Here is a 26,091-nt window from a genome sequence, read left to right as displayed (position 1 = left end):
CAGGCCCGCGAACAGCAGGGCGTGGCCGAGCTCCCGCCAGGTGGCCCGCTCCCGCAGCCGCGTGAACAGCCAGGCCCGCAACCCCGGTGCGGCGGGCGGCTCGTGCGGGTCGGGCGCCGGCTCCGCGTCGACCAGCCGCAGCCGCAGCCGCTCCGCCGCCGCCACCGGAAGGCCCGCCAGGGCGGTGGCGAGCAGCAGCGGGATCCCCACCAGGGCGAGCGCGAGCACGCCGCCGGCCACCGCCGACAGCACGATCCCCACGAGCACGACGGCCCCGGTGAGCGCGCCGGTGAGCAGGTAACCGGCCGACCGCCAGGGCCACACCGACAGCGGGTAGCCGGGACGGGCCAGGGCCTGCCACACGTTCGAAGGGCGCATGGGGATCACCGTAGGAGCCCGGCCCGGGACCCGGCCATGGGCGTGGGCGGAGGTCCTGGGGTAGGCCTGGCCCTACCCCAGGTGTAGGTCCCGCCGCACTGCGCCGGAGGGCCCCCGCCGGGTTTCGTGGTGGCGGCACCGGCCGGCGGTGGCCAAGTGGAAGCACACCAGGGGGACTTGATGACGCACGACGCCGTCCGGCTCGACTCGGTCACCAGGAGGTACGGGGCGGTGACCGCGCTCGACGCGGTCTCGCTTGCGCTGCCCGCCGGGAGCTTCACCGCCGTCATGGGCCCCTCCGGCTCCGGCAAGTCCACGCTGCTGCAGTGCGCCGCGGGTCTGGACCGGCCGGACTCCGGCTCGGTCACCGTGGGCGGCACCGAACTGACCGGACTGAGCGAACGGCGGCTGACGCTGCTGCGCCGCGAGCGGGTCGGGTTCGTCTTCCAGGCGTTCAACCTGCTGCCCGCCCTGACCGCCGAGCAGAACGTGGCCCTGCCGCTGCGCCTGGCGGGCCGCCGCGTCCCCAGGGCCCGCGTCCGGCAGGCGCTGGAACAGGTCGGACTCGCCGGCCGGGCCCGGCACCGACCCGGCGAGCTCAGCGGCGGCCAGCAGCAACGCGTCGCCCTGGCACGGGCGTTGGTCACCCGCCCCGCGGTGCTCTTCGGCGACGAGCCGACCGGCGCGCTGGACACCCGTACCGGCCGGGAGGTGCTCGGGCTGCTGCGCGGCATGGCCGACCGCGAGGGCCAGACGGTCGTCATGGTCACCCACGACCCGGTGGCCGCCGCGTACGCCGACCGCGTGGTCTTCCTGGTGGACGGCCGTATCAGCGCGGAGCTGACCGGCGCCGACGCCGGCACCGTCGCCGCGCGCATGGCCCGGCTGGAGGCCACCCCGTGCTGAGCCTCGCCCTGCGCACCCTGCGCGTCCGCTGGACCGCCTTCACCGGCAGCTTCGTCGCCCTCACCCTGGGCGTGGGCCTGCTGACCGTCACGGGCCTGGCCCTCGCCTCGTCGGCATCCACCCCGGAACGCGCACCCGAGCGGCTCGCCACCGCACCGGTCGTCGTGACCAGCCAGAACACCCTGCACGTACCGACCCCGGTCGCCGCGCGCACGACCCGGCCGGAGGCCACCCCGTGCTGAGCCTCGCCCTGCGCACCCTGCGCGTCCGCTGGACCGCCTTCACCGGCAGCTTCGTCGCCCTCACCCTGGGCGTGGGCCTGCTGACCGTCACGGGCCTGGCCCTCGCCTCGTCGGCATCCACCCCGGAACGCGCACCCGAGCGGCTCGCCACCGCACCGGTCGTCGTGACCAGCCAGAACACCCTGCACGTACCGACCCCGGTCGGCGAACGCACGGCCCGGCTCGCCCACCCGCGCCCGATCCCCGCCGCGACCGTCGCACGGCTGCGGCGGCTGGGGCCCGTGGTGACGGACCGGTCCGCCGACGGCGTCCACCGGCTGGGGATCGAGGCCGATGCGGCGGCCGTCCGGGAGGTGGTGGGCGACGGCGCCCGGGTCCTCACCGGGACCGCGCGCCGCCTCGCCGACCCCGGCCGCGAGCGGGACCGCGAGGCGCTCACCGCCATGAACGCCCTGTTCGGCACCGCGGGCGGGGTCAGCGCCTTCGTGTCGGTGTTCGTCGTGGCGTCGACCTTCGCCTTCGCGGTGGCCCAGCGGCGCCGGGAGTTCGCGCTGCTGCGCACGGCCGGGGCCACCCCGGGCCAGATCCGGCGGACCGTCCTCGCCGAGGCCCTGGCCGTCGGCGTCCTCGCCTCCGCCGCGGGCTGCGTCCTCGGCTCCCGCGCCGCGTCGCCGCTGACCGCCCGCCTGGCCGAACAGGGCCTGGCCCCGCCCTGGTTCGCCGTCGGGGACCACGTCTGGCCGTACCACGCGGCCTTCTGGACGGGCCTGTTCGTCGCCCTGTGCGGGGCGGCCGCGGCCTCCTGGCGGGCAGGTCGCACACCACCCGCCGAGGCCCTGCGCGAGGCCTCGGCGGACCGCGGCGTGATCACCCGGGGCCGCCTGCTCACCGGCACGGCCCTGCTGCTCACCGCCGCTGTCACCCTGGCCCTGGCCCTGACACGCGACCCGGGCGACCTGCTCCACCGCAAGACCTACATCAGCCGCCCCATGCTGTTGATCACGGCCGTCGCGCTGCTGTCCCCGCTCTGCCTGCGCCCCCTGGTCGGGCTGCTCACCCGGCTGCCGGGCGTGTGCGCCCTGCTGGTGCGTGAGAACGCCGCCGCCGGGATCCGCCGCAGTGCCGCGCTCGCGGCTCCCGTCCTGGTCACCGTCGCCCTCGCGGGGTCCCTCCTCGGCACGACCGCGACCCTGGACCGGGCAAAGGCGGCCGAGGCGCGGGAGCGCACCACCGCCGCGTTCGTCGTGCTCCCGGCGGACGGCACCGGCTTCGACGCGGCGGCCCTGCGGCGGCTGCGGGCGGTGCCGGGCGCCGTCGTGTCGCCCTCGTCCTCGACCGCCGTGCACGTGCTGGAGGACGGCGTGGCCCTGATCCGCTCCGAGGCCCGGGCGGTGGTCCCCGCCACCCTGGCCGCCACGGCCCGTCTGCCCCTCGCCGCGGGCCGGGTGGGCGGTCTCGACGACGACTCGATCATCGTCAACGAGGAGTGGCGACGGCACCGGGTCGGCGAACGCGTCCGCGTCCGGCTCGGTGACGGGACCCGGCGGACCCTGCGGATCGCCGCGGTCATGCCCACGGGCACCGGCGGCAACGGCGCCTACGTCACCCCGCGCAACGCCCCGGGCGCCCCGGTCGACCGGGTCGACGTGGCCCTGGCCGAGGGCGCGGACCCCGAGGCCGTGGCCACCGCCCTGCACGCCTCGGCCGGCACCGCCCGGGTCCTCACCCGGGACGCCTGGCTGCGCGCCTCCCACCCCGGCACCCAGCGCACCACCACCCGCCTGGGGCTCCTGCTGGTCCTCGGCATCGCGCTGCTGTACACGGGCGTCTCGGTGGCCGGCACCACGGTCATGGGCCGGTCCGACCTGGTCCGGGACGTGGCCGTGCTGCGGCTGACCGGGGCCACGCGGGGGCAGGTGCTGCGGCTGGCCGGGGCCGAGGCACTGACGGTCGTGGCGGCGGGCGCCCTCCTCGGCCTCCTGGTCACCGCCGTCAACCTGGCCGGGCTGGCGGCCGCCCTCGCCCTGCAGTCGGCCCCGCCCGCCCTCGCCTTCCCGTGGCGGGCCCTGGGCACGACGACGGCCGCCTGCGCGCTGCTCGCCGTGCTCTGCGCGGTCGTCCCCACCGCCGCCACCCTGCGCCGCCGGGCGGTGGACCTGGCAGCGACACGCGAGTGAACCAGACGGATCCCCACAGCCGTTGCCGAGCGACCCCTCGGCCGTTCCCCAGCGGCCCCCCTCGGTCTCATCATGAGACCGAGGGGGGAGGACCGCCCTACAGTGGAGCCCATGCGACGGACCTCGTTCGGCGACTGGCCCTGCTCGATCGCCCGCACCGCCGACCTCCTGGGCGACGCCTGGACCCTGCTGGTGCTGCGCGAACTCTTCTACGGCGAGTCCCGTTTCGACGGTTTCACCGGCACGCTCGGCATCGCCCGCAACACCCTCACCGACCGGCTGCGCCGCCTGGAGGCGGCGGGCCTGATCGAGCGGCGGGCGTACCAGAGCGAGCCGGTCCGCCACGCGTACCTGCTGACGGACAAGGGCCGCGACTTCTTCGGCGTGCTCGCCGCGTTCAGCGCCTGGGGCGACCGCTGGCTGGCCGGCGACGCGGGCGCCCCGGTCGTCCTGCACCACACGCCCTGCGGCCACGACACCGAGGCCCGCGTCGTCTGCTCCCACTGCGGCGAAACCCTGCACCAGCGGGACCTGACCGCGCGCACCGGCCCCGGCTACCCGGACCGCCTGCTCGCCGACCCCGTCGTACGGGCCCGCTTCGGCACCGGACGCCCCCTGGGGGACGACGGCTCCGAGCGGCCCTGACACCCCACCGCGTCCGATCCGTGAGATAGCTCACGGGCCGGACGCGGAGACGTCCACGGAGGGCTGTGGAATGCCTCACAAGATCACGGGAAACAAGATTCGGGCCCCTGCGGTGACTTCCGTCACCGCAGGGGCCCGAATCGCTGTGCGCGAGGGGGGAGTTGAACCCCCACGCCCTTGCGGGCACTGGAACCTGAATCCAGCGCGTCTGCCTATTCCGCCACCCGCGCATTGGGTGTGTCCCGGGCTCCGGCCCCTTGGGGCTGGCGCCTTCCGACACCGAGAACATTAGCACGCTGGACGGGGTGGGTTCACATCCCTTCTTCCCGCAGGCAGGGCCCCCGCCGAACCTTCCGTGGCCCCACCACGTATCCATGCGTGCCGCCTCACGTATCAACCTCGTACCGGTACCCGCTTCCTCCCCACGAGGCGGTCGGGGTCCACAGCCGGGTGCGGGACACTGGTCTCCGGCCGCCTCTACGATCCATGGCGGGAGTACCTGAAGCGGTTGCGCGCGGCAGTACCCCGGCAGGAGTTCGAAGGGGAGCTCCACAGGGAACTTCGTCATGCGTCGACACCCGTCGGCCGGCCTGACAGGGGGAACCAGCCGATCGACCGGCGCGTGGATACGATCAGTAAGCAGTACCAGGCAAGTGGCCCGCAGGGCAGTGCACAGGACGGCAGCGACGGAGGAGGTGCCCCATGGGAGTCCTGAAGAAGTTCGAGCAGCGTCTCGAAGGTCTGGTCAACGGCACCTTCGCCAAGGTGTTCAAGTCCGAGGTCCAGCCCGTGGAGATCGCGGGAGCGCTCCAGCGCGAGTGTGACAACAACGCCACCATCTGGAACCGCGACCGGACGGTCGTCCCCAACGACTTCATCGTCGAGCTGAGCACGCCGGACTTCGAGCGGCTCAGCCCCTACTCCGGGCAGCTCGGCGACGAGCTCGCCGGCATGGTGCGCGACTACGCCAAGCAGCAGCGCTACACCTTCATGGGCCCCATCAAGGTGCACCTGGAGAAGGCCGACGACCTGGACACCGGCCTGTACCGGGTGCGCAGCCGTACGCTCGCCTCCTCCAGCAGCCAGCAGGGCGCCCCGGGCGTCGGCGCCGCGCCCGCCGCCCCGGCCGGCCGCCCCGGCGGCTACGGCTACCCGCCGGCCGCCTCCCCCGCCGGCGCCCCGCCCATGCCGGCCGCGCCGCCCCCCGGCGGCCGCCCCGGCGGGTACGGCTACCCGCCGGCCGCGAGCGCCCAGCGGCCCCCGGCCGCCCCGGCCGCCGGCGGACGCACGCGCCACTGGATCGAGATCAACGGCACCCGCCATCAGATCTCCCGCCCGACGCTGGTGCTGGGCCGCAGCACCGACGCCGACGTGCGGATCGACGACCCCGGCGTCTCCCGCCGGCACTGCGAGATCCGGACCGGAACGCCCTCGACGATCCAGGATCTCGGATCCACCAACGGCATCGTGGTGGACGGGCAGCACACCACCCGCGCTACGCTCCGCGACGGCTCGCGGATCGTCGTGGGCAGCACCACCGTTATCTATAGGCAAGCCGAAGGGTGAAGCGGGGGCAATGTCAGAGCTGACCCTCACGGTCATGCGGCTGGGGTTCCTGGCCGTACTGTGGCTGTTCGTGATCGTGGCCGTGCAGGTCATCCGGAGCGACCTGTTCGGGACGCGGGTCACCCAGCGCGGATCGCGCCGCGAGGCCGGCCGCCAGCAGCAGGCCGCCCGCCAGGCGCCACCACCGCAGCGCCAGCAGTCCGGCGGCGGCCGGCGCGGCCGGAACGCCCCCACCAAACTGGTCGTGACCGAGGGCACCCTCACCGGCACGACGGTCGCGCTCCAGGGCCAGACCATCACCCTGGGCCGGGCGCACGACTCGACGATCGTGCTGGACGACGACTACGCCTCCAGCCGCCATGCCAGGATCTACCCGGACCGCGACGGCCAGTGGATCGTCGAGGACCTCGGCTCCACCAACGGCACGTACCTGGACCGGACCCGGCTGACGACTCCCACACCGATTGCGCTGGGCGCGCCGATCCGCATCGGCAAGACCGTCATCGAGCTGCGGAAGTAGTGCTACATCATGGATAGGCGCGAGCGGAGCGAGCACGCAGTGGCGGGCCCCACCCCGGGCCCCGGCGCGCTCCCGACCGGAGGGTGGGCAGTGTGGCTCGACACGACCGGCTGTACCCGGAGCCGACAGGCGAGGTGCGCATGAGTCTGTCACTGCGCTTCGCCGCCGGATCGCACAAGGGCATGATCCGGGAGGGCAACGAGGACTCCGGGTACGCCGGCCCGCGCCTGCTCGCCATCGCCGACGGCATGGGCGGCGCCGCCGCCGGTGAGGTCGCCTCCTCCGAGGCCATCTCCACCATCGTCGCCCTCGACGACGACGTCCCCGGCTCCGACGTCCTCACCTCGCTCGGCACGGCGGTGCAGCGCGCCAACGACCAGCTGCGCTCGATGGTCGAGGACGACCCGCAGCTGGAGGGCATGGGCACCACCCTGACCGCCCTGCTGTGGACGGGCCAGCGCCTCGGCCTGGTGCACGTCGGCGACTCCCGCGCGTATCTGCTCCGCGACGGCGTGCTCACGCAGATCACCCAGGACCACACCTGGGTGCAGCGCCTGGTCGACGAGGGCCGCATCACCGAGGAGGAGGCCACCACGCACCCGCAGCGCTCGCTGCTGATGCGCGCGCTCGGCTCCGGCGACCACGTCGAGCCGGACCTGTCCATCCGCGAGGTGCGCGCCGGCGACCGCTACCTGATCTGCTCCGACGGCCTGTCCGGCGTGGTGTCCCACCAGACGCTGGAGGACACCCTCGCCAGCTACCAGGGCCCCCAGGAGACCGTCCAGAACCTCATCGAGCTGGCGCTGCGCGGCGGCGGCCCGGACAACATCACGGTCATCGTCGCCGACGTCCTGGACCTGGACACCGGCGACACCCTCGCGGGGCAGCTCTCCGACACCCCGGTCGTGGTCGGCGCCGTCGCCGAGAACCAGCACCAGCTGCACGACAACGGCATCATGCAGACCCCGGCCGGCCGCGCCTCCGGGCTCGGCCGCCAGGGGCACGGCGGCGGGGGCGGGGAGTTCGGCCCGCCCGGCTCCGGCGACACCACCGGCTACATCCCCGCGGCCGGCTTCGACTACGACGACGGCGACTTCACCAAGCCCCGCGGGAAGGGCCGCTGGCTGAAGAGGTCCCTCTACGGCGTCCTGGCCCTCGCCGTCGTCGGCGGCGGCCTGTACGGCGGCTGGCGCTGGACGCAGACGCAGTACTACGTCGGCGCCCAGGACGAGCACGTCGCGCTGTACCGGGGCATCAGCCAGGACCTGGCGTGGGTGTCGCTGTCGAAGGTCGAGAAGGACCACCCCGAGATCGAACTCAAGTACCTGCCGCCCTACCAGCAGAAGCTGGTCAAGGCGACGATCGCCGAGGGCGACCTGAAGAACGCCCAGGCGAAGATCGAGGAACTGTCGGTGCAGGCCTCCGCGTGCAAGAAGGAGGCGCAGCGGCGCGAAGCCGAGAGCAACAACGCCAGGACCGGCGAAGGCGAGGCCGGGGGCACCACGGGAACCACTCCCGCCTCCTTCACGTCCAAGGCCACAGCGACGCCGAACCCGTCGAACCCGTCGAACCCGTCGAACCCGTCGGGCTCGCCGTCGGCGCCTGAGAAGTCCACGCCCCCGACCACGACCGCACCCACTCCCAGCCCCGGCCCCAGCCTCTCGGAGGAAGAGCAGAAGGTCGTCTCGCTGTGCGGTAAGCAGTAGGCAAGCCGTGAGAGGCCCCGTCACACGATGAGCAGTACTTCCAACTCGCCGACGCACCACACGTCCACCATCGGCGCGATCGGCGCCCCGAGCCGCCGCAACACCGAGCTGGCGCTGCTGGTGTTCGCCGTCGTCATCCCGGTGTTCGCCTACGCCAACGTCGGGCTGGCCCTCAACGACTCGGTGCCGCCTGGCCTGCTGAGCTACGGTCTCGGAATCGGCCTGCTCGCCGGCGTCGGCCACCTCGTCGTGCGGAAGTTCGCGCCGTACGCGGACCCGCTGATGCTGCCGCTGGCGACGCTGCTGAACGGACTCGGGCTGGTCGTCATCTGGCGGCTGGACCAGTCGAAGCGGCTGCAGGCGTCCAAGGCCTTCGTCGAGGCGGCACCGCGCCAGCTGCTGTACTCCGCGATGGGCGTGGCCCTGTTGGTTGCGGTTCTGGTCTTCCTCAAGGACCACCGCGTCCTGCAGCGCTACACCTACATCTCCATGGCCGGTGCGCTGTTCCTGCTGATCCTGCCGCTCGTGCCGGGTCTCGGCGCGAACATCTACGGCGCCAAGATCTGGATCAAGATCCCCGGTCTCGGCACGCTGCAGCCCGGTGAGTTCGCCAAGATCGTGCTCTCGGTCTTCTTCGCCGGGTACCTCATGGTCAAACGGGACGCGCTGGCCCTGGCCAGCCGCCGCTTCATGGGCCTGTACCTGCCGCGCGGCCGCGACCTCGGCCCGATCCTGGTGGTCTGGGTCATCTCGATCCTCATCCTGGTCTTCGAGACCGACCTCGGTACGTCCCTGCTGTTCTTCGGGATGTTCGTCATCATGCTGTACGTCGCCACCGAGCGGACCAGCTGGATCGTCTTCGGTCTGCTGATGTCCGCGGTCGGCGCCGTCGGCGTGGCGAGCTTCGAGCCGCACATCCAGACGCGTGTGCAGGCCTGGCTGGACCCGATGCGCGAGTTCGAGCTGAGCCGCCAGGGAGAGCTGGGGCACACCGAGCAGGCCATGCAGGCGCTGTGGGCCTTCGGCTCCGGCGGCACCCTCGGCACCGGCCTCGGGCAGGGCAACTCCGACCTCATCGGCTTCGCCGCCAACTCCGACTTCATCCTCGCCACCTTCGGCGAGGAACTCGGTCTGGCCGGCGTCATGGCGATCCTGCTGCTGTACGGCCTGATCGTGGAACGGGGTGTGCGTACCGCGCTCGCGGCCCGCGACCCGTTCGGCAAGCTGCTCGCCGTCGGCCTGTCCGGTGCCTTCGCACTCCAGGTCTTCGTCGTGGCCGGCGGTGTCATGGGCCTCATCCCGCTGACCGGCATGACGCTGCCGTTCGTGGCCTACGGCGGATCCTCCGTGATCGCCAACTGGGCGCTGATCGGCATCCTGCTGCGCATCAGCGACACCGCCCGACGCCCGGCCCCCGCCCCCGCCGCCAACCCCGACGCCGAGATGACCCAGGTGGTCCGCCCGTCATGAACAAGCCCCTGCGCCGGATCGCGATCTTCTGCGGCCTGCTCGTGCTGGCCCTGCTGATCCGCGACAACTGGATCCAGTACGTCCAGGCCGACGAGCTGAGGACCGACCCCAAGAACCGCCGCGTCATCATCGAGCGGTACGCCGCCCCGCGCGGCGACATCATCGTCGGCGGGAAGCCCATCACCGGCTCCACCGAGACGTCGGGCAGCGACTTCAAGTTCAAGCGGACCTACAAGGACGGCCCCATGTGGGCGCCGGTCACCGGGTACGCCTCCCAGGCCTTCGGCGCCACGCAGCTGGAGTCCATCGAGGACGGCATCCTCACCGGCAACGACGACCGGCTGTTCTTCCGCAACACCCTCGACATGCTCACCGGCGAGAAGCAGGGCGGCGGCAACGTCGTCACGACGCTCAACGCCGCCGCGCAGAAGGCCGCGTACAACGGTCTGAAGCGGCAGGGCGGCAAGGGCGCGGTCGTGGCCCTTGAGCCGTCGACGGGCAAGATCCTGGCGCTGGCCTCCTACCCGTCGTACGACCCGTCGTCCTTCGCCGGGAACTCGACGACGACGGACACCAAGGCCTGGCAGAAGCTCCAGAAGAAGAACAACGCCAACGACCCGATGCTCAACCGGGCGCTGCGCGAGACCTACCCGCCCGGCTCCACGTTCAAGGTGGTCACCGCGGCCGCGGCCCTGGAGAACGGGCTGTACGAGGACGCGGACGAGCGGACGGACTCGCCGGATCCCTGGGTCATGACGGGCACCACCACCAGGCTGCCCAACGAGGGCAACATCCCCTGCAAGAACGCGACGCTGCGGGTGGCGCTCCAGTACTCCTGCAACACCGTCTTCGGCAAGATCGGCGCCGACCTCGGCAACGAGAAGATGCTGAAGGAGGCCGAGGAGTTCGGCTTCGGCAAGGAGCAGTTCACGCCGGTCCGGGCCAACGCCTCGGTCTTCTCCGACGACATGAACCCCTCGCAGACCGCGCTGTCCTCCATCGGCCAGTTCAACACCGCCGCGACGCCGTTGCAGATGGCCATGGTGGCCTCGGCCGTCGCCAACGACGGCAAGCTGATGAAGCCGTACATGGTCGACGAGCTCCAGTCGCCCGGCCTCGACCCGATCGAGAAGACCGACCCGGAGGAGCTCAGCCAGCCGCTGTCCCCGGAGAACGCGCAGATCCTGCAGTCGATGATGGAGACGGTCGTCGACAAGGGCACCGGCTCCAACGCCAAGATCGACGGCGTCAAGGTGGGCGGCAAGACCGGTACCGCCCAGCACGGTGTGGACAACAGCGAGAACCCCTACGCGTGGTTCATCTCCTACGCCAAGGACTCCGACGACAACGCGCCGGTCGCCGTCGCGGTCGTCGTCGAGGACGACAACGCCGTGCGGGACGACATCTCCGGCGGCGGCCTCGCGGCGCCGATCGCGAGGGACGTGATGGAGGCGGTCATCAACGGCAAGAAGTGACCCCGCTCACGTCTGCTTCACATCGGTGCACGTTGCGATACCGGTCCTGTATCGGCTGACGGGCTTGGCCAGGTCACACAAAGCGAGCCGGGTACGGTAGGCCCGGACGGCAGCCTCCGACCGTACAAGCGTGCCGGTCGGGACCGACGGAGAGGGCTGGTAGGTAGCTATGGAAGAGCCGCGTCGCCTCGGCGGCCGGTACGAACTGGGCCAGGTGCTCGGGCGTGGTGGCATGGCGGAGGTCTACCTCGCGCATGACACCCGCCTCGGCCGCACCGTGGCGGTGAAGACGCTGCGCGCCGACCTCGCGCGCGACCCTTCCTTCCAGGCCCGGTTCCGCCGGGAGGCCCAGTCGGCCGCCTCGCTCAACCATCCCGCGATCGTCGCGGTCTACGACACGGGCGAGGACTACATCGACAACGTGTCGATCCCGTACATCGTCATGGAGTACGTGGACGGCTCGACGCTCCGTGAGCTCCTGCACTCCGGCCGCAAGCTGCTGCCGGAGCGTGCCATGGAGATGACCATCGGCATCCTGCAGGGCCTGGAGTACGCCCACCGCAACGGCATCGTCCACCGTGACATCAAGCCCGCGAACGTCATGCTGACGCGCAACGGCCAGGTCAAGGTCATGGACTTCGGCATCGCCCGCGCCATGGGCGACTCCGGCATGACGATGACGCAGACCGCGGCCGTCATCGGCACCGCCCAGTACCTCTCCCCGGAGCAGGCCAAGGGCGAGCAGGTGGACGCCCGCTCGGACCTCTACTCCACGGGCTGTCTGCTCTACGAGCTCCTCACGGTCCGCCCGCCGTTCGTGGGCGACTCCCCGGTCGCCGTCGCCTACCAGCACGTACGGGAGGAGGCCCAGGCCCCCTCCGTCTTCGACCCCGAGATCACGCCCGAGATGGACGCGATCGTGCTGAAGGCGCTGGTCAAGGACCCCGACTACCGGTACCAGTCGGCCGACGAGATGCGCGCCGACATCGAGGCCTGCCTCGACGGCCAGCCCGTCGCCGCCACCGCGGCCATGGGCTCCGTCGGCTACGGCGGCTACCCCGACGACCAGCCGACCACGGCCCTGCGCTCCGACTCCGGCGCCGGCGCCACGTCGATGCTGCCCCCCATGAACCCGGACGACGGCGGCTACGGCTACGACGAGCGCCCCGACCGGCGCCGCGGGCAGCAGCGCAAGTCCAGCACCTCCACGATCCTGCTGGTGGTGGCGGGCATCCTCGTCCTGGTCGGCGCGATCCTGATCGGCCGGTGGGCGTTCAGCGGCGACGGCGCGAGCGACGACACCCTGCCGGCGCCCAACTTCGTCGGCGAGACCGAGCAGAACGCCCGCAAGCTGGCGACCAACTCCGACCTGGAACTGACGTTCTCCAAGAAGCCGTGCGAGAACCAGGCCAAGGGCAACGTCTGCAGCCAGAACCCCGAGGCCGGCACGGACGTCCAGAAGGGAGACACCATCGAGCTGGTGGTGTCGACCGGGGCGCCGAAGGTGGCGGTGCCGAGCGTCGTCGGTCAGAGCCTGGACGACGCCAGGGCCACGCTGGAGGGCGACAAGTACGAGTTCGAGGTCAAGACGAAGAGCAGGGAGTCCTCGGAGGACCCCGGCACCGTCCTGGAACAGGACCCGGAACTGGGCGCCGAGGTGGAGAAGGGCTCCACCATCACCCTCATCATCGCCAAGGCGGAGGCGAAGTCCACCGTCCCGGACGTGCTCGGTCAGAGCTGTGACGCGGCCAAGCAGCAGATGCAGGCCAGCAACCTGGTCGGCAACTGCACCGAGGTCGAGACCGACGACGACAACCAGGTCGGCAAGGTCATCGCGACCACCCCGCAGGCCGGCACCTCCGTCGACAAGAACTCGTCGGTCACCCTCCAGATCGGCAAGAAGAAGCAGGAGCAGCAGAAGACGCGCGTCCCGCAGGTCGTCGGCCAGACCGTCGCCCAGGCCAAGCAGGCCCTTGCGGCGGCCGGCTTCACGAACATCCAGTTCGCGAACGGCAGCGACCAGAGCGACAACGCCCTCGTCACCGGCCAGGACCCCCAGGGCAACCAGGAGGTCGACAACCCGGCGGGCACCACGGTGACGCTCCAGACCGTCGGCTTCGGCGGCAACAACAACGGCGGCAACAACAACGGCGGCGGCGGCAACGGCGGCATCTTCGGCGGCCTCAACGGCGACGACTGACGCTCCGCCCGCTCACACGAAGAACCCCGGCGCCCTGAGGGCGCCGGGGTTCTTCGTGGGGTGCCGCGACCGGGCGGGGTCAGCGCAGTTCCTTCGGCGGGGTCCGGTCCTCGTCGACCTTCTCGACGCGCTCCAGTTCGCCCCACACGACGTACCGGTAGGTGCTCGTGTACACCGGCGTGCACGTCGTCAGCGTGATGTAGTGGCCCGGCTTCTTCCGGCCGGACTCCTTCGGCACGTTCGAGAGGACCTTGACGTTGAACTTCGACGTCTCGGGAAGGATGGCGTAGGTCTTGTAGACGTACCACTTGTCCTTCGTCTCGAAGACGATCGGGTCGCCCTTCTCGATCCTGTCGATGTTGTGGAACTTGGCGCCGTGCCCGTCGCGGTGCGCGGCCAGGGAGAAGTTGCCGGGCTTGCCCGACATCGGCAGGGCCGACTTGACCGGCTCGGTGTAGTACCCGGCGACACCGTCGTTGAGGATCTTGTTCGAGGTGCCCTTCTCGACCAGGACCTCGTCCTTGCTCATCGCCGGCACGTGCAGGAAGCCGATGCCGTTCTTCGTGTCCAGCGCGCCCGGACCGCCCCGGCCGTGCGCCCAGTCGTCACGGACCTTGTCCGCCTGCTTGCCTGCCGCGCGGTCGGCGACGACGTTCGTCCACCACAGCGAGTAGACGACGAACAGGCCGAGGACCAGGCCCGCGGTGATGAGAAGTTCCCCGAAGAAGCTGACCGCCCTGGCGATCGGGCCGGGGCGGCGGCGTGCCGCAGGCGGCCTGGACGCCGCGCCGGTGTGCTCTTCGTGCTCCGTGTCGGTGGTCGCTGCCACTGGTCATCTGCCCTTAATTGACGAGCGCATCCGGCTTGCCCTTGCTGCGCGGCCGTTCCTCGACCATCTTGCCCCAGACGATCATCCGGTACTTGCTGGTGAACTCCGGCGTGCACGTGGTCAGCGTGATGTAGCGGCCGGGCTTGGTGAACCCCGACCCCGCGGGGATCGGATTGAGGACGCTCGTGTTGCTCGGCGACGTCACCGGCAGGATCGAGGCCATCTTGTAGACGTAGTACTCGTCCTGCGTCTCCACGACGATCGGATCGCCCGGAGTGAGCCTGTTGATGTAGCGGAACGGTTCTCCGTGGGTGTTGCGGTGCCCCGCGAGCCCGAAGTTCCCGGTCTTGTCCCCGGGCATCGCGGTCTTCAGCGCGCCCTCGGCGTAGTGCCCGACCATGCCCCGGTCGAGCACGCCCTTGCTGCTGGTGCCCTCCGCGATCGGCACCACGACGTCCAGCTTGGGGATGTGCAGGATGGCGAAGCCCTGCCCCGGCTCGAAGGCGCCCGGGTTGCGCTTGCCGCTCGCCCAGTCGTTCTGGAGGCTGCTGGCCTCCTTGCCGGCCTGTGCGTGCGCCCGGACGTTGGTCCACCACAGCTGGTAGGTGACGAACAGCAGCATCAGCACACCGGTGGTGATGAACACCTCACCGATCGCCCGGCTGGCGACGACCGCCGCGCCGGGTTTTCGTGCCCGCGCCTGCCTGCGTGCCTCGACCCGGGACAGCGGCGCCGGAGCCCCTTCCCGGGCCGGAGCGGCCGTGGGGGCCTCCGCGGCGCTCCCATGACGCCCGTGACGGCGCTTGGCGGCCTTTCTGCGGGCCGCGCGGCCGCCGGGGGCGGGCCCGTCCCGCCGAGCGCGCGAAGCGGCCCGAGAGCCCGCTACGGGGTCGCCGTTCGAGGGTGGCGGATCCGGTATCCGCAGCGCCACCGTCTCCTCGTCGACGGGCGGCAGGAAGGGCTCCCCGGCACCGGCACCGTATGACCCGGCGTGCGGCCCCGGCTCCGCCGGCGGCTGCGGTTGCGGCCGCGGCTGCTGCGGCGCATGAGGCTGCGGTCCCGGTGCGTGGGGCTGGGGCTCCGGACCCCCGGGGTAGGCCTGCGCCTCCGGCGAGTACGGCGGTGTCTGCGGCTGCCGCCCCGGCCGCGGGGCCGCGCCGTACGCCCCGCCCGACCAGTCCTCCGACGCGCCCGGCACCCCGTACGACTGCTGCCCGTACGAGGTGTCGGACTCGCGCTCGGGGCGCAGCGCGGTCACGCCGTGGCCCTGCCCACCACCGGGGCGAGCCCGGCCGACCTCGCCACCGCGCCCTGGTCGCCGCACTCCACCAGCCAGTTGGCCAGCATCCGGTGCCCGTGCTCGGTCAGTACCGACTCGGGATGGAACTGCACGCCCTCGACCGGCAGTTCGCGGTGCCTCAGGCCCATGACGATGCCGTCGTGCGTCCGGGCCGTGACCTCCAGCTCGGCCGGGACCGTCGCGGGCTCGGCCGCCAGGGAGTGGTAGCGCGTCGCCGTGAAGGGCGACGGCAGCCCCGCGAACACGCCCCCGCCGCTGTGCTCGACCAGCGAGGTCTTGCCGTGCAGCAGCTCGGGCGCCCGGCCCACCACACCGCCGTACGCCACCTGCATCGACTGCATGCCGAGGCAGACGCCGAAGACGGGCACACCGGTCGCGGCGCAGTGCCGGACCATGTCCACGCACACTCCGGCCTGCTCCGGCGTCCCGGGGCCCGGGGAGAGCAGGACCCCGTCGAAGCCGTCCTGGGCGTGTGCGGTCGAGACCTCGTCGTTGCGCAGGACCTCGCACTCGGCGCCCAGCTGGTACAGGTACTGGACCAGGTTGAAGACGAAGCTGTCGTAGTTGTCGACGACGAGAATGCGCGCGCTCACTGGTTGTCCACCGTCACATCGTTGAAGGGCAGCAGCGGTTCCGCCCACGGGAAGACGTACTGGAAGAGGACGTAGACCACGGCCACGACCAGGGCGAGCGAGATCACTGCCTTCACCCACGTGTTCCCCGGCAGATGCCGCCAGATCCAGCCGTACATGCCGTCCCTTCCGTCGTACCACGGCACCAGACCCACGCCGTACAGCCACCAGACTAACGGCGCAGCGCCTCAGGTTTCCCGGCCTCCACAGGCTGCGTGGAGTCCAGGTGCGCCCGGACGATCAGCCGGTGACTGTGCCCCCACTCGGGTTCGCACGTGGTCAGCGTCAGATACCGGCCCGGACGCGTATACCCGGAAGTACGGGGGACAGGGCCGATCACCTCGATGTCCGAGGGCACTGTTTTGCACGGGCCTTCGTCGATCCGGTACGCCGACCAGGTCGTGCCGTCGGTCAGCACCACCGCGTCCCCGCGCCGCAGCCTGGGGAAGTCCTTGAAGGGGTCGCCGTGGGTGCGGCGGTGGCCGGCGACCACGACGTTCCCCCACTGCCCGAGCCGGGCGGTTCCCGCGTCCCGTACCGGCTTGTTCCACGTGAAACCGAGCCGCGGGATGTACATGATCGCGAAAGGCCTGCCCGTGGCGCACGGCTTCGGTGACGCACAGTTCGCTGACGGACCTGACGATCACGCGCACCGGCGGCTCCCCGGCCTGGCTGCTACTCCACGGGCTTCGCGTAGTGCAGATCCACTGTGCCGGAGTAGCCGGGCAGCGTCACCGGGCCGTTCTCCTCGACTTTCCATCCGAGCCCGTAGACATTGACGTAGACCATGTAGTTCTGGATCGCCGGGGACGCGGCCAGGGCCTTCTGCAGCTTCTCGGGGTCGCCGACCGCCGTGATCTTGTACGGAGGGGAGTAGACGCGGCCCTGGAGGATCAGCGTGTTGCCCACGCAGCGCACCGCGCTCGTGGAGATCAGCCGCTGGTCCATGACCTTGATGCCCTTGGCCCCGCCCTGCCACAGCGCGTTCACCACCGCCTGCAGGTCCTGCTGGTGGATGACCAGGTAGTCGGGCTGCGGCTCGGGATAGCCGGGCAGCTTGGCGGTGGCGTCCGGCGGGGCGTCGTTGAGCGTCACCGTGATCGAGTCGCCCGTGAGCTTCTGCGTGCCCGCGCGCTTCTCCAGGGCGGCGAGCTTCTCGTCCTCGGCCTTGGTGGAGCCGTCGTCCCGCTCGGCGAGCGCCTCTATGTCCTTGCGCAGGGCGCCGTTGGTCTCGTCCAGCTCGCCGTTCTCCCGGCTGCGCTCCTGGATGAGGTCGGACAGCTTCAGCAGCGAGGTGTCCGAGCGGATGTTGGTGCCCTTGGCGGTGTCGAAGCTGGTGAAGAAGATCAGGCCGGCGAGAGCGAAGACGGCCGCCGTGAGGATCCGCACGGGCCGGAAACGGCGCGCGCGCCCAGGGGTGGATCCCGTCCCGGGGGAGTCGGCAGAATTGCTCAACGTACCCTTATCTCCTTCGGCGCGGCGGAAGCACTACGCTAACGGACGCCCGGGGGAGCATTCGGAGTCCCCCAACGCTGCCCCGAGACCGACCCAGTTACCTGCGCGGCCACGCAGCGCATCGACAGGAGAGACCCTCGTGCCGAAGTCACGTATCCGCAAGAAGGCCGATTTCACGCCGCCGCCGGCGAAGCAGGCGACCGCGATCAAGCTGAACAGCCGCGCCTGGGTCGCACCGGTCATGCTGGCCATGTTCCTCATCGGCCTGGCCTGGATCGTCGTCTTCTACGTCACCGACGGCTCGCTGCCCATCGACTCGCTGGGCAACTGGAACATCGTGGTGGGCTTCGGCTTCATCGCCGCCGGATTCGGTGTTTCGACCCAGTGGAAGTAGCGCTCACCGGACGGTGAACGCAGCTCTGCCCAGGGCTGCTCGCTGAGTTATCCACAGCGGTTATCCACATGGGGAAAAGAAAGACGATCTGTGGATAACTCGTCGGGTGTTGACGCCGGTATGACGGAAGTACCGCGACTCGAAAACATGTTCGCCCCCTGTCTGACCTGCGGAAACGCGAGTCGGTGACAGGGGGCACATGTGTTCCCGCACACTGTGCACAAGATCCGCCACCCGCTGTGGACAACGGGTGCGCTCAGCTGAGCTGAGTCGTCCTCACCAGGGTCACCAGGACCACCGCCGCCAGGACCAGGGCACAGCTGCCGTACTGGATGAGGGCGCGGCGCTCGCGCGGGGCGTGGACCATGGCGTACCCGACGGCGACGCCGGCGACGAGTCCGCCGATGTGGGCCTGCCAGGAGATGTTGAAGCCCGGGCTGAAGGTGAAGATCAGGTTGATCGCCAGCAGCGCGATGATCGGCCGCATGTCGTAGTTGAGCCGGCGCATCAGCACGGCCGTGGCGCCGAAGAGGCCGAAGATCGCGCCCGAGGCGCCCAGCGTGGCCGTGGTCGGTGAGGCCAGCAGATAGGCGAGCGCGCTGCCCGCGAGACCCGAGACGAGGTAGAGCGCGAGATAGCGCACTCGGCCCAGGGCCGCTTCGAGGGGGCCGCCGAGCCACCAGAGGCTGAGCATGTTGAACGCGATGTGCCAGATCTCCTGGTGGGTGAAGACCGACGTGACCATGCGGTACCACTCGCCTCCCGCCACGCCCTGGGTGGGGGTGAAGGGGGCGGGCGGCCAGGCGCCGAGCAGGACGAGGTCGCTCAGAAGCGACTCGTGGACCCGGACGGCGATGAAGACCGCCAGGTTGATCCCGATGAGGATCTTCGTGAGCAGGCGGGGGTCGGCGGCGATGCTGCCGCCCGCGAGCGTCCGGGGCATCGAGGCCGAGGGAGCGTGCCCGGTGCCGGAGCCGGTGCGCACGCACTCGGGGCAGTGGAAACCGACGGAGGCGTTGACCATGCACTCGGGGCAGATCGGGCGTTCGCAGCGGGTGCAGCGGATGCCCGTCTCACGGTCCGGGTGGCGGTAGCACATGGGGACGCTGTGGGCGTCCTGCGGGCTGCCCGCAGCCTGCTCGTCCATGGGTTTCCCCTCGGTCGTGGTGAAAAAGCCCGCCCTGCTCATCCCTACGGATGAGCAGGGCGATTGGTTCCCTGCCTGGGCCTCGGTGGGCGCCTCAGCGGGTCTCGATCACGACGGACTCGATGACCACGTCGTTGAGCGGGCGGTCGGTGCGCGGGTTCGTCTGGGTGGTGGCGATGGTGTCCACCACCTTCTGGCTGGCCGCGTCGGTGACCTCGCCGAAGATGGTGTGCTTGCGGTTCAGCCACGCCGTCGGGGAGACGGTGATGAAGAACTGCGAGCCGTTGGTTCCGGGGCCGGCGTTGGCCATCGCCAGCAGGTAGGGCTTGTCGAAGCGCAGGTCCGGGTGGAACTCGTCCTCGAACTGGTAGCCGGGGCCGCCGGTGCCGTTGCCCAGCGGGTCACCGCCCTGGATCATGAAACCGCTGATCACCCGGTGGAAGACCGTGCCGTCGTAGAGCCTGTCCGTGGACTTCTGGCCCGTCTCCGGGTGCGTCCACTCCCGCTCGCCCTGGGCGAGCTCGACGAAGTTCTTGACCGTCTTGGGGGCGTGGTTCGGCAGCAGCCGAACCTCGATGTCGCCGTGGTTGGTCTTCAGGGTGGCGTAGAGCTGCTCAGCCACGATCTGCCTTCCGTTGTCTTTCTGTGACTCCCTGATCCTCGCATGGACGGGCCCCCGCGTCGTCCGACCTCCGTGCAGCGGGGGGAAACCCTCGGCGGGCGGTCGCAGAAAAACGGTCGAGTCGTCCCGGGGCAGGGGCGCGCGGCGACGATCCGTGGCATTGTCGTCGGCAAGCTCCCGTTGACCCTATTCATCCGCTCTTGCACGCGATCGGCATCGGATGCCGGTTTCCGTGACCCGGATGCCCGCCCGCGCATGCCTGGTAGTGCTCCCGGAGGCATGATCCGTAAAAGGGTGGAAAGTCGAAATACCGTACGCCACCGAGGAGGAGGAACCCGTGACCCGCATCGACAGCGTGCGCGCCGCGACTGGTTCGGCGAAGGACAGCGTGCTGCACGCCGCGGAAGTGGTGGCGCCCTACGCCGACACGGCCAAGGACAGGGCCGCGCACTACGCACACGAGGCGCGCGTACGGCTGGCGCCCAAGGTGACGCAGGCCGCCGGGCAGGCACGTGTCCAGTACGGCGCCCATGTGCAGCCTTATCTGGAGCAGGCCCGCTCCCATGTACCGCCGAACGTCGACCAAGCCGCCCGCGAGGCCGCCGTCCGCACGCGCAAGGCCGCCCGTCAGGCGGCGGAGTACTCCCGGCCGAGGCTGGAGCAGGCGATGGCCGCGGCCGTCCCCGTGACGACCGAGGCCGCGGCCCGCAGTGCCGCCGCGATGGCCGCGCTGCGCGGTCAGGTCTCGTCCAAGGAGATCCAGAAGCTGATCCGCCGGCAGGAACGGCGGGCGAGGGCCGGCAAGGCCCTGAAGACGCTGGTGATCCTCGGCGCCGTGGCCGGCGGTGCCTTCGCCGCGTGGAAGTGGTGGGACAAGCAGGCCAACCCGGACTGGCTGGTCGAGCCGCCTGCCGCGACCGAGGTCCCGGAGTCGGCCCGGCTGTCCGCCGTGGACGGCAGCGGCCAGTCGGCTCTGGACCCTGAGGTCGAGGCCAAGGAGGCCGAGGAGGAGGCCGCCCAGCGCGACGACCGCCCCTGAACGTCGCCGATCAACAGCACGGCGGGGCGGGAGACTTGAGGGCATCCCTTGAGTTCTCCCGCCCCGCCGTGCTGTTTCACGTGAAACAGCCGCCCGGGTCGCGAGGGCGCACGAAAAACGCCCTCCGGCTCTGCGTTTCCGCAGCTCGGAGGGCGTTCGGAGTGGAGCCTAGGGGAGTCGAACCCCTGACATCTGCCATGCAAAGACAGCGCTCTACCAACTGAGCTAAGGCCCCGAAGAAGACGTCCGACCGGAGAAACCGCGTCCGGGCGGGCGTCGGAGACCAGAGTACCGGGTCACCCCCGTGATTCCGCAAAAAGATTGGGGGTCCCCGTCGCCGACCACTCTCCGTAAGATGCTCGGCGTGGTTCGCTACCGCGAACCGCCGTACTCGGGGAAGCGATGGGGAGACGCAATGGACGCCGCACAGCAGGAAGCCACCGCAAGAGCGCGGGAACTGCAGCGGAACTGGTACGGGGAGCCACTGGGGGCGCTCTTCCGTAAGCTCATCGACGATCTTGGTCTCAACCAGGCTCGTCTCGCGGGGGTGCTGGGACTGTCGGCGCCGATGCTGTCGCAGCTGATGAGCGGTCAGCGGGCGAAGATCGGCAACCCGGCCGTGGTGCAGCGGGTGCAGCTGTTGCAGGACCTGGCGGGGCAGGTCGCGGACGGCAGCGTCAGCGCAGCCGAGGCCACCGAGCGCATGGAGGAGATCAAGAAGTCGCAGGGGGGCTCGGTGCTCAGCAACACCACGCAGACGACGAGCAGTTCGGGAGCGCCCACGGTCAAGCGGGTCGTCCGGGAGATCCAGTCGCTGCTGCGCTCGGTGGCGGCGGCGGGCGACATCATCGACGCCGCGGACACCCTCGCCCCGACCCACCCGGAGCTGGCGGAGTTCCTCCGGGTCTACGGCGCCGGCCGCACCTCGGACGCGGTCGCGCACTACCAGTCCCACCAGAGCTGATCCCGCCGCTCAGCCGCCGAAGGGGGTTCGGCAGCGGGCGTGGGGGTGAAGTGACGGGGGTGCGTCACGGTACGGGCGGGCACGTGGGGGCGTGTCCCGTACGGGGGCCGGGACTGTGGGAGGGTCCGGGGGAGTCTTTCGCCCGTCGGGGAGTCGTAGCGCTCACCGAGGGGGAGGCAAGGGGGGAGACCACAGGGGGAGGAGCGACGTACAGCCATGGGTGAGGTGTTCGCCGGCCGGTACGAACTGGTCGACCCGATCGGACGCGGAGGAGTGGGCGCGGTCTGGCGCGCCTGGGACCACCGTCGCCGTCGCTATGTGGCCGCCAAGGTGCTGCTGCAGAGCGACGCGCACTCGCTGCTGCGTTTCGTCCGCGAGCAGGCCCTGCGGATCGACCACCCCCATGTGCTCGCCCCCACCAGCTGGGCCGCCGACGACGACAAGGTCCTGTTCACGATGGACCTGGTCGCCGGGGGTTCCCTGGTCCATCTCGTCGGGGACTACGGCCCCCTGCCGCCGGCGTTCGTCTGCACCCTGCTCGACCAGTTGCTGGCGGGGCTGGCCGCGGTGCACGCGGAGGGTGTGGTGCACCGGGACGTGAAACCCGCCAACGTGCTGCTGGAGGCCACCGGCACCGGCCGCCCGCGGCTGCGCCTGTCCGACTTCGGCATCGCGATGCGGCTGGGCGAGCCGCGGCTGACCGAGACCAACCTGGTCGTCGGGACACCCGGCTACCTCGCGCCGGAGCAGCTGATGGGCGCCGAGCCGGACTTCCCCGCCGACCTGTTCGCCGTGGGTCTGGTCGCGCTGTACCTGCTGGAGGGCGCGAAGCCGGACAGCAAGGCGCTGATCCAGTACTTCGCCGAGCACGGGACTCCGGGTGCGCCCAAGGGCATCCCCGAGCCGCTGTGGCAGGTGGTCGCCACCCTGCTGCAGCCCGACCCCGGGGCACGCTTCCGTACGGCGACAGGGGCGCGCAAGGCACTCGCGGCCGCGGCGGAACTCCTCCCCGAGCCGGGCCCGGACGACGAGCTGATCGAGATCTTCGACCAACTCGGCCCCCTGCCCAGGGGGTTCGCCCCCGAGGGGCCGCTGGAGAGAGCACGCGGGCTGGGGCCGGGGCCGAGAGAGGACGGGCCGGGGCCCGAGCCGGAGGCGAACGGGAGTTCGCCGGCCTCGCAAGCGGAGAAGGCACCGGCGGGCCCGGAGCAGGAAGCCCACCCTCCGACAGGAACGTCCACAGGGGTTCGTCAGCGTGCCGACGCCCCCGGCGCAGCGAACGGCCGGCCGGCCCCGGCCGCGGAGCCCCCACAGCCGGATCCCGGGCAGGCACCCGACCCGACGCCCGCCCCCGCTCGGCAGCCCTCCATGTCGGACACGGGCAGCTTCCACCTGCCGCCTCCGCAGCCCACGGCCACCTCCTCCCCCGCACCGGGCACACCCCGCGAGGCACACCAGGCACAGGCTCAACAGCCTTACCAGCAAGCCCGGTTCTCCCCCTACGACGTCACCCACCCCCGGCCCGCCGCCCAGCCGCTCCCCGCGGCGTACCCGGGCCCGCAGCTGCCCCCGGCCGAGCCGCCCCGCCCCGATGCCGTCACCGCCTCGTACACCGCCCGTTCCCCGCACGCTCCGCCGGTCATGGGCGGCCAGCCGGCGTCCCGGCACCGCGCACCACGGCCGTCCCGCCCCGGTCCCCCGGCCAAGGTGGCCGTCCCTCTGCTCCTCCTGGCCCTGGCCTGCTACGCCGTGGGCTTCTGGGCGCTGACCCGCATCTAGGGGCCCGGCCCCGGCACGGTCAGGCGGCGCTCCTGCGCCGGGCCACCAGGGTCCACACCCCGAGCCCCACGAGCAACGCGCTCCCGGTGCCGATGCCGCCCACGGCGATCACCCGCATCGCGGTGTCGTCGCCCGGCGCGGGCACGCCCTCCGCCGCCGCCTCCCGGTCCTGCTCCGAGACGTCGAAGACGCCCTCCGGCCGGGACTCCTCCGTGTAGCCGGGCCCGCTCCGGGGCTCGCCCTCGACCCGCACGCGCAGGGTCATCCGGAACGGCCCGTCCCCGAAGGTGTCGGCGACGTCCCGCGCGAGGTGGGCGACGAGGTAGTAGGAGCCGGCGAAGCGCATCGCGTTGACCTGGGCGAGGGCACCGTAGCGGTTGGCGTGGTCGACCGGCGGCAGCGGCGGCAGGCTGCCGGAGTTCTGGTCACCGTCGTAGCCGACGCTCACGACGGCGGCGCGGCCGCGCGCGGGGTTGTAGAGGGCCAGGTCGAGGGCGCCGGACGCGTACCCGGTGCCGGCGGAGTCGGAGCTGCCCAGGTCGGCCGTCACCGCCAGCTGCTGGCCCCAGTCGACCGGCACCTCGTAGAAGAGTGTCTGGCCGGGCCGGATGTCGTCGCGCCAGACCCCTTGGTCGAGGGGGGTCGCCCGGGCGAATCCCGCCCCGCCGCGGCGCCGCTCGGGTTCGCCCTGGAGCGGCTGGGGGGTGGCCGAGTTCCACACCCGGGGCGCGCTGGTCGCGCCGGTCTTCGCCGTCGGCGGCTCGGTCGTGGCGAAGAGTTCCAGGTCCCAGGCGCCCGGCGAGGAGCCCTCGGGGTCGGCGCGCTCGACGGAGACGTAGTACGCGCCGGCCTTCTGGCACAGCGACTTGGTGGGCGCGATCTCGCGCATGCCCCAGGCGGCGATCGGATGAGGGCTGCGAGCGGCGCCGAAGTTCGCGGTGTCGGAGGAGCAGGAGTTGCCCTCGGCGTCCTGCACGGACACCTTGAGCCCGTCGATCACGGACACGGTGCTGCCGGGCGGGGGAACGGCGGTGACGGAGACGTACGCGCTGGACGTGGCGTCGAGCACGAGGCGGTAGTTGACCTTGCCGCTGCTCGGCAGGGAGCTCCGGTGGACCGTGCCGGGCGTCAGGCGTACGGCGTCGGCGGTGCTGCGCGCTCCCTCGACGGTACGGGCGCCGTCGGCGAAGGCGTACGGGCTCGGTGTGACCGCCGGGGCCCCGTCACCGGCGGCCCGGGCGGCCGGAGCCGGTCCCACGGCGGCCGTCGTCCCCAGCACCACGGCCACGGCGCCCAGGCGCACGGCCGTCGACGACCGGCCGCGCCACGCCCCCGCACGCCGCTCGCGCGCCGTGCACCACCGTCCCCTCACGCGCCACCCCTCCCCGTCTGCGGACCGCGGAACCGTGAACCGTGACCCATCCTGCCTCGCCGCGCGGGTTCACGACCGGCCCTCGGCACACAAAACCCCGACCGCGAGGCGGCCGGGGTGTGCTCGAAAGGGGTTGTCGTGACTCACGAACCCGTGGGCACGGAGTCAGTCGCCTCCGTCCACAGATCCTGCTCGGCGCGATCCGCCTGGATCTGGCGGTACACGAGGAGCCCGCCGATGGCGGCCAGTGCGACCAGGAGAAGCTTCTTCACCGCGCGACCTCGTCTTTCCTTGACGTAGGGGACCTCTGGCGCCCGACTATACACACCGACCGATACCGATCGGTGACCTGCGTCGGCCGTCAACTCCCGTCCCGAACACCGGGATAGAAGCGGAGTTCACCGATCCGATCGGAGGGTGATCACACGCCGACGGACGGTTACTTCGACCCCTCTCCTCCTCTCTCCTCACGTTTTCGACCCCCTTGCGCCCATCCGGGTGGTGTTCATCTGAACATCGCCGCGCCACGGGCGGAGGTCCACCACTTCCCGGCCCTCATACACATCATGAGGAAAGTACGCAAATCGCCCAACCCGAAAGTGAGGGGCCATGGCCCGGAACAAGGTCATGAAGCTGTGGACCGCGATCGTCACCGCCTTCCTCGCCCTGTGCACGGCGCTCGGATTCATCACCACGACCGCCGCGGCGGCGGTACCGCAGACCGAGCAGAAGCGCAACAGCGAGCGCGTCCCGCACCAGCGGACGGCACCGGCGGCCGCGCCCTGGTCCCAGGCGAGGGCCCTGCCCCCCACGATGAAACAGCGCATCCGCGCCGAGGCCCACGGCAAGTCCCCGCGCTGCCGCCACCGCTCCCTCACGGACTCGACGGCGACGGCCACGCCCGACTGCCCGGACGACGACACGGACGACGAGGGCGATTCCGCCGACTCCCGCCTCACGCCCCTCAAGCGCTGACCGCACGGTCCCTGGTACGTCCTGGCGATCTTGCGTACCCCCACGACCCACCAGAGACCCAGAAGACCCCGGCCGCTGTCGGCCGGGGTCTTCGCATGTCCCGGTCATCGCGACGCGCGCCGAGCATGACCGCCCCGGCTCGGCCACCACCCCCCGCCCACCGCCGCGCCTCGGCCCCTCAGCCCCGTCCGGAACGCCTCATCCACCGCCGCCGGACACAGAAAACCCCCGGTCCTGTGGACCGGGGGTCTCATCGCTGGTGGGGCTAACAGGATGTGAACCTGTGGCCTCATCCTTA

Annotated in this window: 25 protein-coding genes, 2 tRNA genes and 1 pseudogene; 15 read left to right on the top strand and 13 right to left on the bottom strand. The window is 71.4% G+C overall.

Annotated elements, in window-relative coordinates:
• The coding region (locus RIN80_RS17145) for a sensor domain-containing protein (protein WP_309096474.1) at positions 1 to 378 on the bottom strand (378 nt) is incomplete at its 3' end.
• A 180-nt stretch (positions 379 to 558) separates the two neighbouring features.
• On the opposite strand from RIN80_RS17145, the gene RIN80_RS17140 reads away from it, so the two are divergent.
• The 4 genes from RIN80_RS17140 (at position 559) to RIN80_RS17125 (ending at position 4,348) form a co-directional block, all read left to right on the top strand.
• Positions 559 to 1,284, top strand: a complete 726-nt coding sequence (locus tag RIN80_RS17140; RefSeq protein WP_309096473.1) for an ABC transporter ATP-binding protein — start codon at positions 559 to 561, stop codon at positions 1,282 to 1,284.
• Positions 1,278 to 1,526, top strand: a complete 249-nt coding sequence (locus RIN80_RS17135; protein ID WP_309096472.1) for a hypothetical protein — start codon at positions 1,278 to 1,280, stop codon at positions 1,524 to 1,526. The genes RIN80_RS17140 and RIN80_RS17135 overlap by 7 nt, the downstream gene beginning before the upstream one ends.
• The gene (locus RIN80_RS17130; protein ID WP_309096471.1) at positions 1,520 to 3,703 is read left to right on the top strand and encodes an FtsX-like permease family protein; all 2,184 of its coding nucleotides are present in this window, start codon (positions 1,520 to 1,522) and stop codon (positions 3,701 to 3,703) included. The genes RIN80_RS17135 and RIN80_RS17130 overlap by 7 nt, the downstream gene beginning before the upstream one ends.
• A 111-nt stretch (positions 3,704 to 3,814) precedes the next feature.
• Positions 3,815 to 4,348: a helix-turn-helix domain-containing protein gene (locus tag RIN80_RS17125; protein ID WP_309096470.1), complete on the top strand. Its 534-nt coding sequence runs from the start codon at positions 3,815 to 3,817 to the stop codon at positions 4,346 to 4,348.
• A 146-nt stretch (positions 4,349 to 4,494) separates the two neighbouring features.
• Here RIN80_RS17125 and RIN80_RS17120 read toward each other — a convergent pair.
• Positions 4,495 to 4,578: transfer RNA gene (locus RIN80_RS17120), tRNA-Leu, on the bottom strand.
• A 472-nt stretch (positions 4,579 to 5,050) separates the two neighbouring features.
• Here RIN80_RS17120 and RIN80_RS17115 point away from each other — a divergent pair.
• The 6 genes from RIN80_RS17115 to pknB all read left to right on the top strand — a co-directional run bounded on the left by RIN80_RS17115 (position 5,051) and on the right by pknB (position 13,285).
• The gene (locus RIN80_RS17115; RefSeq protein WP_309096469.1) at positions 5,051 to 5,914 is read left to right on the top strand and encodes a DUF3662 and FHA domain-containing protein; all 864 of its coding nucleotides are present in this window, start codon (positions 5,051 to 5,053) and stop codon (positions 5,912 to 5,914) included.
• Positions 5,915 to 5,924: 10 nt separating this feature from the next.
• A complete protein-coding gene (locus RIN80_RS17110; RefSeq protein ID WP_309096468.1) occupies positions 5,925 to 6,434 on the top strand; it encodes an FHA domain-containing protein in 510 nt (169 codons plus the stop codon).
• 140 nt (positions 6,435 to 6,574) lie between these two features.
• A complete protein-coding gene (locus tag RIN80_RS17105) occupies positions 6,575 to 8,140 on the top strand; it encodes a Stp1/IreP family PP2C-type Ser/Thr phosphatase (RefSeq protein ID WP_309096467.1) in 1,566 nt (521 codons plus the stop codon).
• Positions 8,141 to 8,167: 27 nt separating this feature from the next.
• Positions 8,168 to 9,610 (top strand): FtsW/RodA/SpoVE family cell cycle protein, encoded by a 1,443-nt coding sequence (locus RIN80_RS17100; RefSeq protein WP_309096466.1) that lies wholly within the window; start codon positions 8,168 to 8,170, stop codon positions 9,608 to 9,610.
• Complete coding sequence (locus tag RIN80_RS17095) at positions 9,607 to 11,085, top strand: penicillin-binding protein 2 (RefSeq protein ID WP_309096465.1); 1,479 nt, start codon at positions 9,607 to 9,609, stop codon at positions 11,083 to 11,085. Before RIN80_RS17100 ends, RIN80_RS17095 begins: the two co-directional genes overlap by 4 nt.
• A 169-nt stretch (positions 11,086 to 11,254) precedes the next feature.
• Positions 11,255 to 13,285: a Stk1 family PASTA domain-containing Ser/Thr kinase gene (pknB, locus tag RIN80_RS17090; protein ID WP_309096464.1), complete on the top strand. Its 2,031-nt coding sequence runs from the start codon at positions 11,255 to 11,257 to the stop codon at positions 13,283 to 13,285.
• 79 nt (positions 13,286 to 13,364) lie between these two features.
• Here the strand turns inward: pknB and RIN80_RS17085 are convergent, their stop codons facing one another.
• From RIN80_RS17085 to RIN80_RS17060, 6 genes and pseudogenes are all read right to left on the bottom strand, one after another.
• The gene (locus tag RIN80_RS17085) at positions 13,365 to 14,114 is read right to left on the bottom strand and encodes a class E sortase (RefSeq protein WP_309096463.1); all 750 of its coding nucleotides are present in this window, start codon (positions 14,112 to 14,114) and stop codon (positions 13,365 to 13,367) included.
• A 13-nt stretch (positions 14,115 to 14,127) separates the two neighbouring features.
• A complete protein-coding gene (locus RIN80_RS17080) occupies positions 14,128 to 15,372 on the bottom strand; it encodes a class E sortase (protein ID WP_309096462.1) in 1,245 nt (414 codons plus the stop codon).
• Positions 15,369 to 16,007, bottom strand: a complete 639-nt coding sequence (locus RIN80_RS17075; RefSeq protein WP_309096461.1) for an aminodeoxychorismate/anthranilate synthase component II — start codon at positions 16,005 to 16,007, stop codon at positions 15,369 to 15,371. The genes RIN80_RS17080 and RIN80_RS17075 overlap by 4 nt, the downstream gene beginning before the upstream one ends.
• The gene (locus RIN80_RS17070) at positions 16,004 to 16,201 is read right to left on the bottom strand and encodes a hypothetical protein (protein WP_179272487.1); all 198 of its coding nucleotides are present in this window, start codon (positions 16,199 to 16,201) and stop codon (positions 16,004 to 16,006) included. Before RIN80_RS17070 ends, RIN80_RS17075 begins: the two co-directional genes overlap by 4 nt.
• 17 nt (positions 16,202 to 16,218) lie before the next feature.
• Positions 16,219 to 16,689 (bottom strand): annotated as a pseudogene (locus RIN80_RS17065) (sortase domain-bontaining protein); the annotation flags it as partial.
• Positions 16,690 to 16,721: 32 nt separating this feature from the next.
• Positions 16,722 to 17,501: a DUF881 domain-containing protein gene (locus tag RIN80_RS17060; protein ID WP_309096460.1), complete on the bottom strand. Its 780-nt coding sequence runs from the start codon at positions 17,499 to 17,501 to the stop codon at positions 16,722 to 16,724.
• A 139-nt stretch (positions 17,502 to 17,640) separates the two neighbouring features.
• On the opposite strand from RIN80_RS17060, the gene crgA reads away from it, so the two are divergent.
• Positions 17,641 to 17,895, top strand: a complete 255-nt coding sequence (gene crgA, locus RIN80_RS17055; protein WP_309096459.1) for a cell division protein CrgA — start codon at positions 17,641 to 17,643, stop codon at positions 17,893 to 17,895.
• Between the two features lie 256 nt (positions 17,896 to 18,151).
• On the opposite strand, the gene RIN80_RS17050 is transcribed toward crgA, so the two are convergent.
• Positions 18,152 to 19,042 carry a rhomboid family intramembrane serine protease gene (locus RIN80_RS17050; protein ID WP_309096458.1) on the bottom strand — a complete coding sequence of 297 codons (891 nt, stop codon included), beginning with the start codon at positions 19,040 to 19,042 and terminating at the stop codon, positions 18,152 to 18,154.
• A 94-nt stretch (positions 19,043 to 19,136) separates the two neighbouring features.
• On the bottom strand, positions 19,137 to 19,664 hold the full coding sequence (locus RIN80_RS17045; RefSeq protein ID WP_309096457.1) for a peptidylprolyl isomerase: 528 nt from the start codon (positions 19,662 to 19,664) through the stop codon (positions 19,137 to 19,139).
• Between the two features lie 337 nt (positions 19,665 to 20,001).
• On the opposite strand from RIN80_RS17045, the gene RIN80_RS17040 reads away from it, so the two are divergent.
• A complete protein-coding gene (locus RIN80_RS17040) occupies positions 20,002 to 20,703 on the top strand; it encodes a DUF5324 family protein (protein ID WP_309096456.1) in 702 nt (233 codons plus the stop codon).
• 162 nt (positions 20,704 to 20,865) lie between these two features.
• On the opposite strand, the gene RIN80_RS17035 is transcribed toward RIN80_RS17040, so the two are convergent.
• Positions 20,866 to 20,938 (bottom strand) — tRNA-Ala (locus tag RIN80_RS17035).
• A 180-nt stretch (positions 20,939 to 21,118) separates the two neighbouring features.
• Here RIN80_RS17035 and RIN80_RS17030 point away from each other — a divergent pair.
• Together RIN80_RS17030 and RIN80_RS17025 are read left to right on the top strand one after the other, a co-directional pair.
• Entirely contained in the window at positions 21,119 to 21,667 is a 549-nt protein-coding gene (locus RIN80_RS17030; RefSeq protein WP_067018270.1) for a DNA-binding protein, read from the top strand.
• A 216-nt stretch (positions 21,668 to 21,883) separates the two neighbouring features.
• On the top strand, positions 21,884 to 23,446 hold the full coding sequence (locus RIN80_RS17025) for a protein kinase (RefSeq protein WP_309096455.1): 1,563 nt from the start codon (positions 21,884 to 21,886) through the stop codon (positions 23,444 to 23,446).
• Between the two features lie 19 nt (positions 23,447 to 23,465).
• Here RIN80_RS17025 and RIN80_RS17020 read toward each other — a convergent pair whose 3' ends face one another.
• Together RIN80_RS17020 and RIN80_RS17015 are read right to left on the bottom strand one after the other, a co-directional pair.
• Positions 23,466 to 24,818, bottom strand: a complete 1,353-nt coding sequence (locus RIN80_RS17020) for a hypothetical protein (RefSeq protein WP_309096454.1) — start codon at positions 24,816 to 24,818, stop codon at positions 23,466 to 23,468.
• A gap of 143 nt (positions 24,819 to 24,961) precedes the next feature.
• The gene (locus tag RIN80_RS17015; protein WP_003999697.1) at positions 24,962 to 25,090 is read right to left on the bottom strand and encodes a DLW-39 family protein; all 129 of its coding nucleotides are present in this window, start codon (positions 25,088 to 25,090) and stop codon (positions 24,962 to 24,964) included.
• A 337-nt stretch (positions 25,091 to 25,427) separates the two neighbouring features.
• Between RIN80_RS17015 and RIN80_RS17010 the strand changes: the two genes are divergently transcribed.
• On the top strand, positions 25,428 to 25,793 hold the full coding sequence (locus RIN80_RS17010) for a DUF6344 domain-containing protein (protein ID WP_309096453.1): 366 nt from the start codon (positions 25,428 to 25,430) through the stop codon (positions 25,791 to 25,793).
• Positions 25,794 to 26,091: the final 298 nt, after the last annotated feature.

Origin of the sequence: Streptomyces sp. (genome assembly GCF_031181705.1) — a bacterium.
Taxonomy (GTDB): domain Bacteria; phylum Actinomycetota; class Actinomycetes; order Streptomycetales; family Streptomycetaceae; genus Streptomyces.
This window is presented reverse-complemented; position numbering and strand designations above follow the sequence as displayed.